This window comes from Streptomyces sp. NPDC046985 (assembly GCF_040644415.1).
GTDB lineage: Bacteria > Actinomycetota > Actinomycetes > Streptomycetales > Streptomycetaceae > Streptomyces.
In genome coordinates this window covers 200,489-214,684 of record NZ_JBEYWK010000012.1, presented here as the reverse complement: position 1 = coordinate 214,684, position 14,196 = coordinate 200,489, and the positions used below count along the sequence as shown (strand labels likewise).

General features: G+C 67.2%; 13 protein-coding genes and 7 pseudogenes. 16 read left to right on the top strand and 4 right to left on the bottom strand.

Annotation, left to right across the window (positions count from 1 at the left end; translation table 11 throughout):
* Positions 1-174: 174 nt before the first annotated feature.
* The 10 genes and pseudogenes from ABZ861_RS17895 to ABZ861_RS17850 all read left to right on the top strand — a co-directional run bounded on the left by ABZ861_RS17895 (position 175) and on the right by ABZ861_RS17850 (position 7,590).
* A complete protein-coding gene (locus ABZ861_RS17895; RefSeq protein ID WP_361630947.1) occupies positions 175-1,194 on the top strand; it encodes a hypothetical protein in 1,020 nt (339 codons plus the stop codon).
* Positions 1,194-1,898, top strand: a pseudogene (locus tag ABZ861_RS17890) (ATP-binding protein); the annotation flags it as partial. The gene ABZ861_RS17895 and the pseudogene ABZ861_RS17890, both read left to right, overlap by 1 nt.
* A 118-nt stretch (positions 1,899-2,016) precedes the next feature.
* Positions 2,017-2,575 (top strand): annotated as a pseudogene (locus ABZ861_RS17885) (WhiB family transcriptional regulator).
* Between the two features lie 106 nt (positions 2,576-2,681).
* A complete protein-coding gene (locus ABZ861_RS17880; protein WP_361630944.1) occupies positions 2,682-3,158 on the top strand; it encodes a hypothetical protein in 477 nt (158 codons plus the stop codon).
* A gap of 50 nt (positions 3,159-3,208) precedes the next feature.
* Complete coding sequence (locus ABZ861_RS17875; protein WP_361630942.1) at positions 3,209-3,637, top strand: hypothetical protein; 429 nt, start codon at positions 3,209-3,211, stop codon at positions 3,635-3,637.
* Positions 3,638-3,739: 102 nt separating this feature from the next.
* Positions 3,740-3,964, top strand: a complete 225-nt coding sequence (locus ABZ861_RS17870; protein ID WP_361630939.1) for a hypothetical protein — start codon at positions 3,740-3,742, stop codon at positions 3,962-3,964.
* A 194-nt stretch (positions 3,965-4,158) separates the two neighbouring features.
* Positions 4,159-4,569 carry a hypothetical protein gene (locus ABZ861_RS17865; protein WP_361630936.1) on the top strand — a complete coding sequence of 137 codons (411 nt, stop codon included), beginning with the start codon at positions 4,159-4,161 and terminating at the stop codon, positions 4,567-4,569.
* Positions 4,570-4,627: 58 nt separating this feature from the next.
* Positions 4,628-5,682 (top strand): annotated as a pseudogene (locus tag ABZ861_RS17860) (relaxase/mobilization nuclease domain-containing protein); the annotation flags it as partial.
* A gap of 529 nt (positions 5,683-6,211) precedes the next feature.
* On the top strand, positions 6,212-7,243 hold the full coding sequence (locus tag ABZ861_RS17855; RefSeq protein ID WP_361630933.1) for a hypothetical protein: 1,032 nt from the start codon (positions 6,212-6,214) through the stop codon (positions 7,241-7,243).
* Between the two features lie 200 nt (positions 7,244-7,443).
* Positions 7,444-7,590 (top strand): hypothetical protein, encoded by a 147-nt coding sequence (locus tag ABZ861_RS17850; RefSeq protein ID WP_361630930.1) that lies wholly within the window; start codon positions 7,444-7,446, stop codon positions 7,588-7,590.
* Between the two features lie 19 nt (positions 7,591-7,609).
* Here ABZ861_RS17850 and ABZ861_RS17845 read toward each other — a convergent pair whose 3' ends face one another.
* Positions 7,610-7,930: a hypothetical protein gene (locus ABZ861_RS17845; RefSeq protein WP_361630927.1), complete on the bottom strand. Its 321-nt coding sequence runs from the start codon at positions 7,928-7,930 to the stop codon at positions 7,610-7,612.
* 348 nt (positions 7,931-8,278) lie between these two features.
* Between ABZ861_RS17845 and ABZ861_RS17840 the strand changes: the two are divergent.
* Positions 8,279-8,839: pseudogene (locus tag ABZ861_RS17840) on the top strand (DNA methyltransferase); the annotation flags it as partial.
* A gap of 196 nt (positions 8,840-9,035) precedes the next feature.
* Here ABZ861_RS17840 and ABZ861_RS17835 read toward each other — a convergent pair.
* Entirely contained in the window at positions 9,036-10,118 is a 1,083-nt protein-coding gene (locus ABZ861_RS17835) for a hypothetical protein (RefSeq protein WP_361630924.1), read from the bottom strand.
* 422 nt (positions 10,119-10,540) lie between these two features.
* Here ABZ861_RS17835 and ABZ861_RS17830 point away from each other — a divergent pair, with 422 nt between their 5' ends.
* Positions 10,541-11,563, top strand: coding sequence for a hypothetical protein (locus ABZ861_RS17830; RefSeq protein ID WP_361630921.1), 1,023 nt, complete (start codon positions 10,541-10,543; stop codon positions 11,561-11,563).
* A gap of 94 nt (positions 11,564-11,657) precedes the next feature.
* On the opposite strand, the pseudogene ABZ861_RS17825 reads toward ABZ861_RS17830, so the two are convergent.
* Positions 11,658-11,978, bottom strand: a pseudogene (locus ABZ861_RS17825) (DUF5655 domain-containing protein); the annotation flags it as partial.
* A gap of 19 nt (positions 11,979-11,997) precedes the next feature.
* Here ABZ861_RS17825 and ABZ861_RS17820 point away from each other — a divergent pair.
* The 4 genes and pseudogenes from ABZ861_RS17820 to ABZ861_RS17805 form a co-directional block, all read left to right on the top strand.
* Positions 11,998-12,135, top strand: a pseudogene (locus ABZ861_RS17820) (transposase); the annotation flags it as partial.
* Complete coding sequence (locus ABZ861_RS17815; RefSeq protein ID WP_361631058.1) at positions 12,081-12,215, top strand: hypothetical protein; 135 nt, start codon at positions 12,081-12,083, stop codon at positions 12,213-12,215. The pseudogene ABZ861_RS17820 and the gene ABZ861_RS17815, both read left to right, overlap by 55 nt.
* Positions 12,216-12,227: 12 nt before the next feature.
* A pseudogene (locus ABZ861_RS17810) lies at positions 12,228-12,663 on the top strand (transposase).
* A 64-nt stretch (positions 12,664-12,727) separates the two neighbouring features.
* The gene (locus tag ABZ861_RS17805) at positions 12,728-13,030 is read left to right on the top strand and encodes a hypothetical protein (protein ID WP_361630918.1); all 303 of its coding nucleotides are present in this window, start codon (positions 12,728-12,730) and stop codon (positions 13,028-13,030) included.
* A 297-nt stretch (positions 13,031-13,327) separates the two neighbouring features.
* Here ABZ861_RS17805 and ABZ861_RS17800 read toward each other — a convergent pair whose 3' ends face one another.
* Positions 13,328-14,080 (bottom strand): hypothetical protein, encoded by a 753-nt coding sequence (locus ABZ861_RS17800; RefSeq protein ID WP_361630915.1) that lies wholly within the window; start codon positions 14,078-14,080, stop codon positions 13,328-13,330.
* Between the last annotated feature and the right edge of the window lie 116 nt (positions 14,081-14,196).

The following is a 14,196-nucleotide window of genomic DNA, read 5'->3' as shown; positions in this document are numbered from 1 at the left end:
ACCTCGGCGGCAGGGCTTCTCGCACAAGACCGCCCACCGCGCTCCTACGAACAACGGAGTGTCGCATGCTCGCCATGCCGAGCGGGATCCCGGCCTGCCCGGGCATCAGCCGCCGACACCGCTTCGCCACCCTCACCAGCAGCGACTTGATCGCCGCCGAGCGGGGTCGCTGAGATGGCCCGCATTCGAACCGTCAAGCCGGAGGCGTTCACCTCCGAGTCCCTCGCCGAAGTGACCGTGGCGGCCGAGCGGACCTTCTTCGGCCTGCTCACCCAGGCCGACGACCACGGTCGCCACCGGGACAACGCCGCGATCATCGCTGGGCTCCTCTGGCCCCTGCGCGCCGAGCACACCTCCGTCCACGTCGAGGACGACCTCCACCAGCTCGCGAACGCCGGACTGATCTGCCGATACACCGGATGCGACGACCGCCGCTACCTCCACATCGTCACCTGGTCCGAGCACCAGAAGATCGACAAGCCCAGCCAGTCCCGCCTGCCATCGTGCCCGCAGCATCAGGCTGCCGACCGGTGCGCACCGTGCAAGGGCGCCTGCACCCGGCGGACCGAGGGCTCGCCCACTTCTCCCCGAGGACTCTCCGAAACGTCGGGGAGGGCTCCCCGAGCCCTCGATCTGCCTGCCGTACGCGCCTCGACGACGCCGGACCACGCAGACGCACCCGTCGCCGACCGGCAGGAGGCTGCCGACGGCGCGATAGGCACAGCGGAGCGAGCTGGCGCTAAGAGTCCAGGTCAGACCGGATTCTCCGAGGACTCCCCGAACCTTCCCCGGGGCCTCTCCGAAGGCTCGGCGCCTGGATCTAGGATCTTGGATCCTGGATCTCTTGTCCCTACGGGGCGCACAGCGCCCGCAGCCAGCGTCTCCGCCAAGGAGCTCGTCGGCGAGTGCGTCGCCGGGTGCGACCAGCGCCCTCCGAACGACGTGATTGGACACCTCGGGCGGATCACCAAGAAGCTTTTGGACGAGGGCATCGCACCGGAGCACATCCGAGCCGGACTGGCGAAATTCGCGGCCAACCCGAAGCACCCGAGAGTGCTGACCAGCATGGTCAACGAAGCGATGAACGCCCGCCCCGGCGGTTTGGCGCGGCCGGGAATCCGGCCTAACGTGCCTGCCCACCAGGCGTGGACCAACCCGGCCAACGCTTCAGCCGCCTACGCCGAGGAGCTGTGATGCACACCCGTCACCGCGAACCCCAGCTCCTCGGCAACGAAGGCACCCTGGAGCGCATGGACCGGATCCTGGCCGCCCGCGACATCGACCCGGCCGACGCCGCCGCGCTCCCCGACGACCCCGAGCCGTACTCTCCGCTCGATGCTCTCCTGGCCGGCATGCCCCCGCGCTACCAGGCAGCTGTCGCCGACCACCCGATGGTCCTGGACTGGGTCGGGAAGGTCACCGAGGCGGCCGTCGCCCCCAGCCGGGGAGCGCGGCGGCAGGTCACCACAGGGGCCCAGCCTCCTGATGGCCGGAGTCGTCGGCGCGGCCAAGACGCACCAGGCGTACGGCGCGGTCCGAGCGCTGGTGCAGAGCGGGGTCGGCGTGCGCTGGCGCGCAACCACCGCTGCCGACCTGCACGCCGATCTCCGCCCCCGGCCCGGGGCCGACAGCGAGCGGGAGCTGGCGGCCGTGAGCCGGTGCCCGCTGCTGACCATTGACGACCTCGGCGCGGCCAAGGCCAGCGAGTGGGTCGCGGAAGTGACGTACCGGCTGATCAACCGGCGGTACAACTACGAACTCCCCATGCTGATCACGACCACCTGGCGATCAAGGACCTGCGCTCGTACCTCGGGGATCGCGTCGCCAGCAGGCTCGCGCAGATGACCACCCGAGTCGAGTTCGAGGCCGTCGACCGCAGACGCCACAGCGCCGCCGCCTGGCCCTCCACAGGCGACCCCGCCGGACTGCGCCCCCGCCGCGCCGCCCCGGGCACCTGCCGCCAGCGCACCTCTCCGCCGACGCCCCTGCGCGAGGAGAGCGATCGGAGCACCCCGCATGCCCAGCACGATGAACAGCCCTGCCTGCCACCGCCAGTTGGGCGACCACACCTGGCGGGCCGAAGCCGTCTGCCAGAGCACGGAGTACAACACGGTGGACCCCGAAGTCTTCTTCCCCGAGCCCGACGAGACCGCCAAGATCGCCATGGCAAAGGCCCTGTGCGGCCAGATCCCGGTCCGCCGCACCCGCCTGGACGTCGCTCTCGAAGGGGGTGACACCGACGGGATCCGGGGCGGCCTCACGAGCGCGGGCCGTTGCACGACAAGCTCGCCAGCCGTCTCGACTACAGCCGCGTCAACGCCACCATCGCCGGGCGCGACGTGCACCTCACCCATGCGGAGCGCCGCGCGGTCGAGTACGCGGCCTATCGCCACAGGTGAGCGAGCAGTGCCTGGCCTGGCTTCTGACGGTCACCGAGGAGCACGCCAAAAAGCGATACCGCGAGATCCGCCGGGCCGAGCACAACCGAACCTTGCACCAGCCCACCACGAACACCCCACCCCCCGAGACCAGCGGCGAGCGCCTGATCCGCGACGACTTCGGGACGGCGGCATGAACACCGCAAGCACGCCGAAGACGGCGCATACTTCTTGTGGGACCGCGCGGCTGTCGTGGCCCTCGGGGGCGCGGGATGCGCGCTGTCGTACGACGCCCTGCAGCAGATGGCCGTCGCCATCCATATCCGAGGCTTCCTTACCTACCGGTTCCCGCTGGTGATCGACGGGTTCATCGCGCATGGCATCCGAGCCTTCCTGGTCCTGCGAAACGCACCCCTGGCGCCCGGCTCTACGTCTGGACGTTCTTCGGGTACGGCCACTGCCGCCAGCATCTGGGCCAACGCACTCCACGCGGTGCGCATCAACCAGGACGCGGTCGCCGGCACCGGCCTCCGGCTCGGCGACGCGGTGGTCGCGGTGCTCTCCACCATCACCCGCTCGCACTGGCCGGAGCGGTCCACCTCTACATTTTCATCGCCCGGGGGCCGGTCAAGGACATTGACCGGCAGAATCTCGGTCAGCCCGGTCACCTCGGTCAGACCGATCGAGACGACGCCATCGAGGTCACCCGAACCGACCGAGCCGGTCAGCAGCGGTCAGCGGTCGGTCAGGTCAAGCCCGGTCAGTCGGTCACCGCTCTGACCGACCGGCTGCCGCTGTCCCCGACCGACGAGGACACCGCCACCCGGTCAGTGACCGGAGACTCGACCCCGGCGACCAGCTTCCAGTCGGTCACCGACCACCACAACCGCAGCCACGGTGCCCCTGACCTGCCGGGACAGGTGGACAAGGGGCGGACGGGCGCTGACCGCCCCGACAGTGCGGCCCCGGTCGGTGATGGTCAGGGCAGCCCGGCGGCGGTCAGTGCCCCGCCGGTCACCTCGCCGCCGGTCACTGACCGGGCCGCTCGGCCGACTGGTGACCGGCGTCCTGACCCGGACACCGAGGAGCTGCCGAAGATCGCCCGGTCGGCGGTCAGGGCCGAGGACAAACTGACCCGCAAGGTGGTCGCCCAGGCGATCCGAGGTCAGCAGATCCCGCTGTCCAGCGACCCCCTGACCGCGCTGATGGCCCAGCTGCGTGAGCAGCACCGCCAGCCGGTCACTTCCTCCCGGCCCTGACCGAACCTCCACGGAGTGGGTGACCAAGCCGGTCACCCCGGTCGGTCACCCGCTCCACATGTCTCTGAGACACCCCGCCACAGCAGAAGCGGAGAGCACCCGATGCGCACTCACCCGGCCACGCCCGCCGAAGTCGACTCCTGGCTGACTGTCATGCACCAGCACGGACACCTCCACCGCGCCCAGTCCGGCTCCGACACCACCTGGATCGTGCAACGCGAGCAGCACGACCGGCCCTGGACCCTGCACCACCCCGCCCTGGCCATGGACCGGATCGATGAACTCGTCCGCGAAATCCAGCAGCAGGACCCGAAGACGAGCCGGTGAACACCAACGATCCGGTGGCCATCCCCGCTGGACAGCAGCGTGACCCCACCACAGCTCTTGGCGGAGCAAGTTGTCGCATACGACGGTCCTACGGCCCGTCGCACGCACTTGCCCCCGCCCCGGAGGGCGGGGGAAGCCCGGCTGGTCCCCGAGCGAGGGCGCACGGGGACCAGCCGGGCAACCGGCACCAGGGGGTGCCGGTCACGGGGGAGAGAGAAGCCGACCACGACGACCACCGCGAGCAGCCGAGCCCGAGCACGCCCGCGTTTCCAGATCGCACACCGCGCCGCCGCAGCCGTAACTCGAGCGAGCGCACCCGCAAGACGACCACCCGCCTCCCGGACAGCGAGCACGCCGAGATCGTCACCGCTGCTGCGCAACGCCGCGTCACTGTTGCCCGATTCATCGCAGCCGCCGGTCTCGCCGCCGCCCGCGGTTCCACCACCCTGCACTTCAACGAGCAGCTTGACGCCGCCATCGACGAGCTGGCCGCCCTGCGCACCGCCCTGGCCCAGGTCGGCAACAACATCAACCAGATCGCCTTCGTCTACAACGCCGGGGGCAGCCCCGGCACGGCGAACTCGATTACGCCCTCGCGGCCTTGACTCGTCTGCTGTCCCGTATCGACGACACGGCCGACACTCTGGTGAAGAAGCGACTCTGATGGTCCCCAAGATCTGGCGCGGCTCACGCACCCACGGCCTGCTCGTCTACCTCTACGGTCTCGGCAAACGTGACGAGCACGTCGATCCTCACCTCGTCGGGAGCTGGGACGGCTTCGCCCCCGACCTCGGCCGCGACACCAGTGCCGACCCGGACCCTAAGGTCAGCCTCGCCCGCCTCGCCGCCGCCCTCGACCTCCGGGTCAAGCAGGCCGGCGGCCGCGCCCCCGCCAAGCACGTGTGGCACTGCTCGGTCCGCACCGACCCCGGCGACCGGATGCTGACCGATGCCAAATGGAACACCGTCACACGCCGCCTGGTCGCGGCGACCGGGATCGCCCCGAGGGCGACCCGGACGGCTGCCGTTGGGTCGCGGTGCGCCACGCGGACGACCACATCCATATCCTGGCCACCATGGTTCGAGGCGATTTGCGCCGCCCCAGGATGAACTACGACTTCAAGAAGGCCCAGGCCGAATGCCGTCGCATCGAGAAGGAGTGGGGGCTGCGTCGGCTCAATCCGGGCCACGGTACCGGCTCCAAGGCGCCCACCAGCGCCGAGCGCTTCATGGCCGAGCGCACCGGGCGGCCCGAGCCCTCCCGTGAGACGCTCCGCGAAGCCGTCCGCCAGGCCCTCGCCGGAGCCGCCACCGAAGAGGAGTTCTTCACCCGGCTGCGCGAGGCCGGGCTGCGCGTGAAGGTACGGACCGCGCCGTCCGGCGATGCCATCGGCTACAACGTGGCACTCCCCGACGACCGCAACCGCCACCGTGAGCCGATCTGGTTCCCCGGCTCCAAGCTCGCCCCTGACCTGTCCCTGCCGAAGGTCCGCCTTCGCCTCGGCGACGACACGGTCGACCAGACGACGTCGTCGACCGCCACCGGCGGCCGACCGGACTGGTCCTCGCCCGCCAGGGCACGGCGGAGCGTCGCCGGCATCGCTGAGCGTGCCGCCGTCCTCCTCGACGGCGGCGACGAAGCCGCCGCCCAGCTCGTCGGCGTCGGCGAACTCTTGGACGCGGTCGCCCAGACCTCCCCGGCCGCCACCCGCGCCGACCCTGTTGTCTGTACCCGGACCACCATCGGCGCTGCCCTCAAGATTTACCACTACAGCATGAGCTGCGGCCGCGTCTCCGGTGCCGGGCGGCATCCTGACTCGTTCCACACGCAGTTCGAGTCCGAAGCAAAGGCGCGTGGTCTGACCCCCTGCGGTGTGGACCACTGCCGCTGGGCTCGTGAAGAGCTGGATCGCCTGCTCCCGCGTGCGCGAACCTGACCACGGCGTTTGACATTCGATCCAGTCGTCACAGATCAGAGAGTCGCCCCCGACTAACTTCGCTGACCAAGGACAGGCACCCGGGTGACGCAGCGGCGTGTCATCCCGGCGACCAGCGTTAGCTCCGGTCGATGTGGTTGCATCAGGAGTGGTGGGCCCGGCGGGGTCCCTGCCCCGTGTTCGACCCGACATCGAGCACGCCTTGGAGAAGCCAACTCGGCCGGCACCGCAGCATGGTCAGGATGTTCCTCGTGGCTCTCCACCGCGCGCTGTGTCGGGACGGCTTCGCGGTGTGAAGGGGCTCCGAGTCATGAAGACCACCGCCATCGAACGCCGCGCCGAAATGCTGCGTCTGTACACCGGGCTGCCCTGGCAGTCGGCTCTGCGCCGGGTTGAGGCCGCCGCGCCTGGCTCCCCGCTGATCCAGCAGCCGGACGCTGACCAGCTGTTGCTGGAGGCCCGGGTGATGGACGCCCTGGCCTGGCGCCGGATCACCACTGTGCACCCGTGGGGCATCAAGTACGTCGACCCCAGCTCCGACCGCCTCCTGATCCGTTTCGAGGCTGACCCGGTCGAGAGGCCCGACCCGGACGAGACCCAGGCGCTGGAACTGGCCGCAGCGCTGCTGCCGCGCGCCGACGAGTACGGCGACGTCAGCGGTGTGCCCGGGGCACGTACTCGCGTCGAGGACGGACAGGTCGTGCTGCGCGTGCTGGACACGTCCGCCTCCGTCACGCTGTTGGGCCTGGACCCCGACGAGTGGCTGCGCGCGGTCGATGTCCAGGATCAGCATTTGGCCACCGAAGAAATGACGCTGTGCCACCGCGATATGCCGGACCGGTGGCACCCGGCTGAGCGTCCCTACCGGCGGCCGGCCCGCCGGGGCACCCTCGCGTCGGCCTGGCTGACCAGCGGGCTGCTGCGCCGAGTCGGCCTGATCCGTACGCTGGGGGTGCCGCTGGCCGTGACGGGATGGCTCAACTGCCGCGAACGTGACGGTGGCGAACGCTGGATCATCGACCCCACGTTCGCCGAAGGTCACGGTGCCACCGGCCACCGGCGGCTGATGGCGTTGCTCGCGGCACCCGGCTGGGGTCTGCCCGTCACCGCCTCGGACGAGCACTGCAACTGCCATCTGCCGCCCGGTTACAGCGACCAGTGCACCACCACCCTCACCGCCCTCCTGGCCGAACGGCCCGGCGCGCTGGAGGTGCGCACCATCCAGCGTCATGGCGACCGCCTGAAGCAGATCCAGGAGCAGTGCCCGTCGCTCTACACGGCTCAGCAGCGGCTTGCTCTCCCCGTGCCCGCCTGGGTCGACCGCTGGCTCAAACTCGGTTGATCTCCTGCTCCGGGCGCACCGGTCGGGGCTGTCAGCGGCCTTCGCCAGGAATCGCTCAGCCTTCCCCACGACGACGCATCAGGGACAGCCGGGTTCGATTGGTGGGGTAGTCAGCCCCGGCCGGTGTTCTTCGGGAGTCCGCCCCGGAAGTCGCAGCCGGGGCATTCGTCCTCGCTTTGGATGTGCCCCTCATACCAGCCGTGGACGGCCGCGTGCAGGATCGCCTCTTCCACCGTGGCTTCGCCACGATCGACCGCTGCGATGGCGTTACCGACAACGACCTTGAGCGCGGCGTTGTCGGGCGAGGAAACGGCGGGGACGGCATTGGGGAGTCGGTCATGCTCTGACCTAGGGGGCAACGTGCCGTCATTCAGTGGAATCGGCGTCCGGGGGCGGCTCGCCGGACCTGGTCAAGCGGTGGATGCTGAGACGGACTGCGGCCGAGCGAAGCCCAAGCTCGTGGGAGGGGGCGTCGATAGACATCTGGGGTGCTTCTCGTAGCCGGTGGAGGACTGCGTGGTCGTTGGCGGCGTCCTGGGACCGGCTGATCCGGTAGGCACCGATGGCACCGGCTGCGACGACGAACAATGAGATGCTGCAGGTGCCGTAACTGTGCTGGACGGCGGCGGCGATGGCGGTGATCGCTCCGGCGGCGACCAGGGAGGAGTCGGCGAGAAGCTTGTTCATGACGCGCCTTGTCCGGCGGAGCCGGTGAGGCGGGGGGAGTCGACTCGCCGTGGAGGTTACTGCGCAACCCCCGGCCGACCGGCTTCCAGCCCTGGAAGGTGGTCGGCCTCCAACGGGGCCGGTCCGGGACGGTGGTGTCGTCGGGCGCGGGCAGGCTGCCTCTGCTCTTGCGGTTGCGGGCGGCGCTGACGCTGATGCCTAGGTGGGCGGCGACCTCCGGGTACCCCCAGAGCTGCTGGTCGCTGGCCATCGTGTCCTCCTCGTTCGTCGGGGATGAACGTACGCAACGCGGCCGGGCGTACCGCAAGGCCGCCCCTGCCTGATCGGCGGGGGGCGGCCTTGTGTTTACCCGGTGAGAACCGCGATCAGCGCTCTTACCGCTCCTGGCTGACCGAACTGCTCACAGAGGCGTACCGAGCCTCGACCGAGCACGCGGTCGCCATGGTCTTCACCGACTGGCGCCCGGAGCCGACCACCTCCGACGCCCTGCAGATGGCCGGCTGGACCTGGAGCGGCACCATCCCGTGGATCAAGCCCTCCAGCCGACCCCGCAACGGCGAGCCGAAGCAGGACTCGGAGTTCATCATCTGGGGTGTCAAGGGCTCCCTCGACAACACCCGCGACCTCTACCTGCCGGCTCACTACATCGCCTTTCAGCCCCGCAAGGGCCGGGTCCACATCACCCAGAAGCCGGTCGAGGTCATGCAGCAGCTCGTCTTGGTCTGCCCCGAGGGCGGCACCGTCCTCGACCCGTTCACCGGCAGCGGCTCCATAGGGGTCGCGGCCCTGCGCGAGGGAAGCCGCTTCGTGGGCGTCGAGCTGTCCACGCACTACGCCGACGTGGCCGAAGGAAGGCTCCGGGCAAAGCTGACCCAGCACGACTTCGTCCTCGTCGGCCCTGAGGCGTGAAGGTTGAGACCAGCAGACCGACTCGGCACACCACATGCCGATGGATGGCCGGAACATCGACTCCAGGGATGCTCCGGCCGTCCATCGTCGTACTTGTGCCCCGCGCAGGTGTCAGACGCGATTCAGAGAGATGGCGCCGTGAGTTACGCTGCGTGGAGAAGCGCCGGGCAGCGTGTGGGTGACCGCCCGCGTGTCCTCAACGAGCCTTCCGTCGAAGGCGATCAAGCTCCTTCCTTCGCCTCTCGGCCACCCGCTGAAGGTGTCCGAGCGTGTCGTGATGGCGGTGGCAGTTCGGGGCGCAGTCTGCGGTCATACCTGGCGGATACCCCGTCACCCGAGTGATCTGGCCGCTCGGACTACCGGTGAAGGTGAGTGCTTGGTTGTACTCGGCGACCTCACAGTCCGGACCGGCATCGATCATCTGCAAGTCGAGCCGACCAGGTACACGTTCGGGTCCGTCGAACCAGAGGCGACAGCCGTTTCTCCCGTAGGCACAGGAGCAGGTGCGCATGTCCTCTTTGAGCGCGATTCCGCAGAGTGGGTCGGTGAGGTGCTTGATTAGCACGTCGTGGTCCGTCCATCGCGCTCCGGCGAAAGTCAGGCGAATGCCGTAGGTGTTGGTGTGCTTGGTGAAGCCGGCCATGTCGAGCCAGTCGGCTCCCGAACGGAAGATCAGCAGGCGACGCAGCAGGGCGCTGCCGAAGGCTGCTGTCTCCCGCCACCTCTGCTCGAACCAACCGTGCTCGTTCGCGAAGTTCCACTCGCCTGGCGTCAGACCAGGATGTCTGCATGGCGATTGCTCGTTGTACTCGGCCGCGGTCAGGTACCGGATCTCTTCCGCCTGAGCCCAGGCTCGATCCGGTACGCCCTCAAGCCGGATGCGTGCGGCGGTTCCATGGAGCCGGAGATCGAGCCTGCCGTGACCAGCGTTGAGGAGGCGTAGACCGCTGATCCCGCCCAGGTTGTGCTTGCCTCCAGATGAGAAGAGTCCCCAAGCGATCAGATCTGCCAGCCCGTCGGGGTCGGAGTCGGCCGCAAAGCGGATGACCGGACGGTGCTCGTAGGGGATGACGCGCAGAATTCGCAGGGGGCGGGTGGTGTACGCGGTGGGGTGGTCCAGCAACGCCCGCAGCAACTTGCTTTCAAGGATCGCCTGCTCGCCAAAGGCGGCAGGGATGAGCGGGCTTCCGTTCGGCTGCTGCCCGATTCGCTCTTTCGCTCCGGACCAGGTCTCCCCGGTGTAACGGCAGCACAGGGCGATCAATTCGTCTTTGGGCATGGCAGCTCCCTTCCGTCGTGCGCTGCCGGATCCCCAGCGCGGAATGAGCCACTGCCTGCGAGAACGATGGTCGTACGGAGTGCAGGAGCACAGAGAGGGCGCTAAGGCTTTCGACACGCTGCGCGATCGATCCGGAGGCGCACGACGAGGGGTCCCTCAACCCAGACTGGACCGTAGGTGCCTGCGCTGTATATGGCAAGCGCCTACAGCCGTCCGGGTGAAGAATGCGCCTAACTTCGGCAAACGGGCAGAGGCTGGACGTAAGCACTGCTATCTTCATGGTGCGGCTGACCACCGCTCCCCGGAGACACATCGGCCCTTTAATCTCCAGGCTCGGGTGAACCGGTTTCCAGACCCTTTCTAGGCATCCACTGGGATCTCAATTTTTCCACGCCCTGGGCCGAGGCGTTCAGGAGAGACCCATGAGCACGATGCAACAAGACGCCTCCTTGCTCCGGTGTCGCTACACAGGCGAGAGCGTCCAGCAAGCCCGCCGTGCGATCGATCTGCTTGAACCCGGAGCAGCGCTCGTCCCTCCAGCCGCTTCGGGCGCTCAGCAGTATCTGGAGGCGCGCGTGCTCGTGAGCCTCCTGGAGTTCCGGAACTGCTATACCCGCTATCCCCTTGGCATCGCCGCGGTGTACCCCGAGCCGGATGGCATCGCCCTTCGGGTGGAGAGCGAAGAGCGGGCGGCCGAGATCCTCCTCAACTTGCTGCCCACGTACGTCTCGGACGATGAGGTCCATGGCGTGCCCGGCCTGCGCATCACACAACGCGACCGGACCGCAGTGGAATTGCGTGTCCTCGGTACGCACACCCGGCTGCGGCTGACCGGCCTGCCCGCGACCCTCTGGCGCAACGCTGTCGCAAGGATGATCGATAGATGGATCGATCCGGATCCCACACTCCTGTGCTGGCAGTCCTCGTCAAGCGCGTGGACTGACGCGGAGCGCGCACATCACGCCAGGTGGGAGGACGTGAACGACGAATTCACCCAGGTACAGAAGCGTGGTGCGTGGTTGGGCAGCGGGCTGCTACGCCGTGTCGCCCTCCTGCACACCGTGTCCAACACCTTCTTCGTCGACGGCTACCACGGCGGCGGTGACGGGGCGCGGCTGGTCCTGCGCTCCTCCCACGTTCGCGGGCAGGGGCCGGGACCACACAACATCGTTGCGGCCCTGGTCCACCCCACGTTCGGCCTCCCCCTTCATCTCAAACGGTTCCGCGGTGATACCGATGAAAGCTGGGGCGGAGACCAGCAGTTCGTCCTTGGAGACCAGGACAAGACGGCCATCCTTGATATCCGCGCCGAAGCAAAGCGGCCTGGTTCGAGACTGGACCCAGAACTCTGGCAGGCGATCCTGCGCCGCCTTCCCGAGTCAGGATTCACAGAGATCCTGTCTCCGGTTGTCCTTGCTGGGCTCTGCGGCCTCGGCGCGGCGTAGGTGCGTGATACAGGGAGAGCGATGACTGCGGCGCCGCTGGTGCAGAGACAGGGCGCTCATCGCGGACCAGCGAGGCGGCGCAGTCAGTGATGCGTCAGGCCGCCTCGAACGCCCGCCGGATCAGCGGTGCCGCCTTCTCCAAGTCGGCCGCCGAGGCGACGCCTACCTCCAGATCCCCGATCCCAAGGTGCCCGATCCCGCGCATGTCCCGGGTGAAACCCTCCTCCAACGTGACGGTGTCCGGGTGGAGTCTGAGATAGACGATCGTCTCGTGCTTCGGATGGAAGATCACCGACGCCACGTTCACCAGCCGCCGGTAGGCGATGTAATGCTGGAGGGGTGCAACCTCGACATCACCCCACGCCGTGAGCGCGTCGTCCAGTTCTGCGTACAGGTCCCGCAGGCACGCCGGGACGAGGCTGGGAGTCGCCACGGTCCCCGCCCGGTGGGCGATCGAGCGGGACGAGAGCGCGGTGGCCGGCTGGGTGAAGGAGACCTGGTCCGGCGTGGAAGAATCGTGGCGGCCCTCGACGCCTGGCTCGTCTTCGAAGACGAAGCAGGATTCTCGATGACGCCGCCGACCACCCGCACCTGGTCCCGGCGCGGCCACACCCCAGTGGTCCGCGTGCGGGGCCGCTCCCGCCGCCGCTGATCGGTCGCAGCGCTGGCCTGCTATAAAGCCGGCGAATCCTCCCGGCTGATCTACCGGCCCTGCCTGGACGCCCGGCCCGAGGGACGGACGCAAGAGCTTCTCCTGGAAGGACTGCCACGACCTGATCCAGACCGCCCACCAGCAGCTCGGCGGCCCGATCGTGCTGGTCTGGGACAACCTCAACACATACCTCACGGCCGGAATGCACCGCTACATCGCCGACCGCGACTGGCTCACCGTCTTCCAACTGCCGCCCTACGCACCCGACCTCAACCCCGTCGAAGGCATCTGGTCCGTCCTACGACGCACCACCACAGCCAACCGCGCCTTCGCCGACCCCGACGACCTGATCACCGCCGTCCGTCGCGGTCTACGCCAGCTCCAGTACCGCCCCGATGTCCTCGACGGCTGCTTCACCGGCACCGGCCTCCGACACCAACCACCATGACGACATCACGCATTTAAGGTCAGTAAACGCGGTTTCGAGGAATTCGCAGGGTGACCCAGATGCTGTGGCAATTGGCGCGGTCCTTGAAGTTCTAATGCTTCATGGGTCCGTATTGCCACCCGTGCTTTTCGGCTTTATCGCGAAGAATGCTGGCGCGCCTCTGCTGAAGTTTCTTCGAGTCAATCAGTTTGTAATCGACGTACGCGTGGGCAGGTGGACGGGTTTCTCCGTCATCAACTTGGGCATCGTCAATGACTCTCAGGCTGGCTTCGTTAACCTCGCCTACCTCTACACAGAAAACGCCGACCGAGGCGTAACCAAGCGTCCCGGTGTGATGCTGGTGCGCTGCTTCAGGGGTGACCAGTGATGACCTTGTCACCGATACTTCACCGGTATCCTTAGGTGTGGGTCGAAAGAGTTGGCTACTGACCCGGCCGTCGTGGACCCAGCTAGGATTCACTTGGCGCCAAAGTTTCTCGTCCTGGGTCGATATTTCAAGCTCGCCGGGCCGAAGATTTGGGCCGTCAGTCGCCATACTGGGTGATCCCCCCGGTCACGAATTCTGTGATGCTTTCTAGGTTCCGCCAGTGGAACGTCTTAGTGCTGTCAGTATCGTCTTCCTTCGAAAAGGCATACACGTCCACCTTTTCCTCTGGGAGAATTACTAGCGTGACCTCACCTCGGGTGAATGGCCACTCCAGCTGGACCCCGCCCTCCTCGGTCGGATAAATGTATGGTCGCTCGACCTGTGCATCAAGGAGTTCAAGAGAATGGACTCGACTTGTCGCAGTAGTTTTCTGCTTACTTCCTTGCCGATGCCATCGAGCCAGCCATTTTCAAGAGTCTGCAATGTCAGGAGACGCTCTGACCACTCAGGTGGCAGAACTGGTTCGATCGACAGAATGTCCTGAATCTCGATAAAGTCGCCATCTAGTGACTGAATTGCTACGGCATTAACGGCGACCGTGGGAGCCATTGTTGATCGATCTAGGTATTGCTTAAGGTCCACGACGATGTCGTCGGAGGAGAAGCGCCCCAGTACTTGTTTCCCGCTAGATAGGCGGAAATCGAATGTGCCCTTTTCTGCGTTTACTCCGATGACCTGCCCTGCGATGAGCGTTTCAATCTCGAATCGCTCAAGGCGCGCCTTCTCGTGAATCAATCGGCGGACTGATTGCGAGTAGATCACTTCGGACGGGCTGCCACTGTCGAAGACGATTGATTCGTCATCCTGCAAGCTGCGTCCGAATCGTGAGAATTCGCGAAGTGCGTGCGGCGGGAAGGTCCGCGGAATGCCGGATCCGGACTGGATAGAGCGCAAAGTGTCTTGAATTAGGATGCGTGCCTCGTCGAAAATGCCTGAGTCCTCATCGAAGAGGGTGTCAGTCTCATTGGTGGCACGCTCAAGAATGGGCACTACGCTTCCGGCCTGGATGTCCGAAAGGCGGAGAGAGAAAGAGGACGCGAAACCCCTAGGCACCCTCATTCGCGTGGTGTGTCGCTGCTTGTACAATCCGCGTGCCACGTCGACCA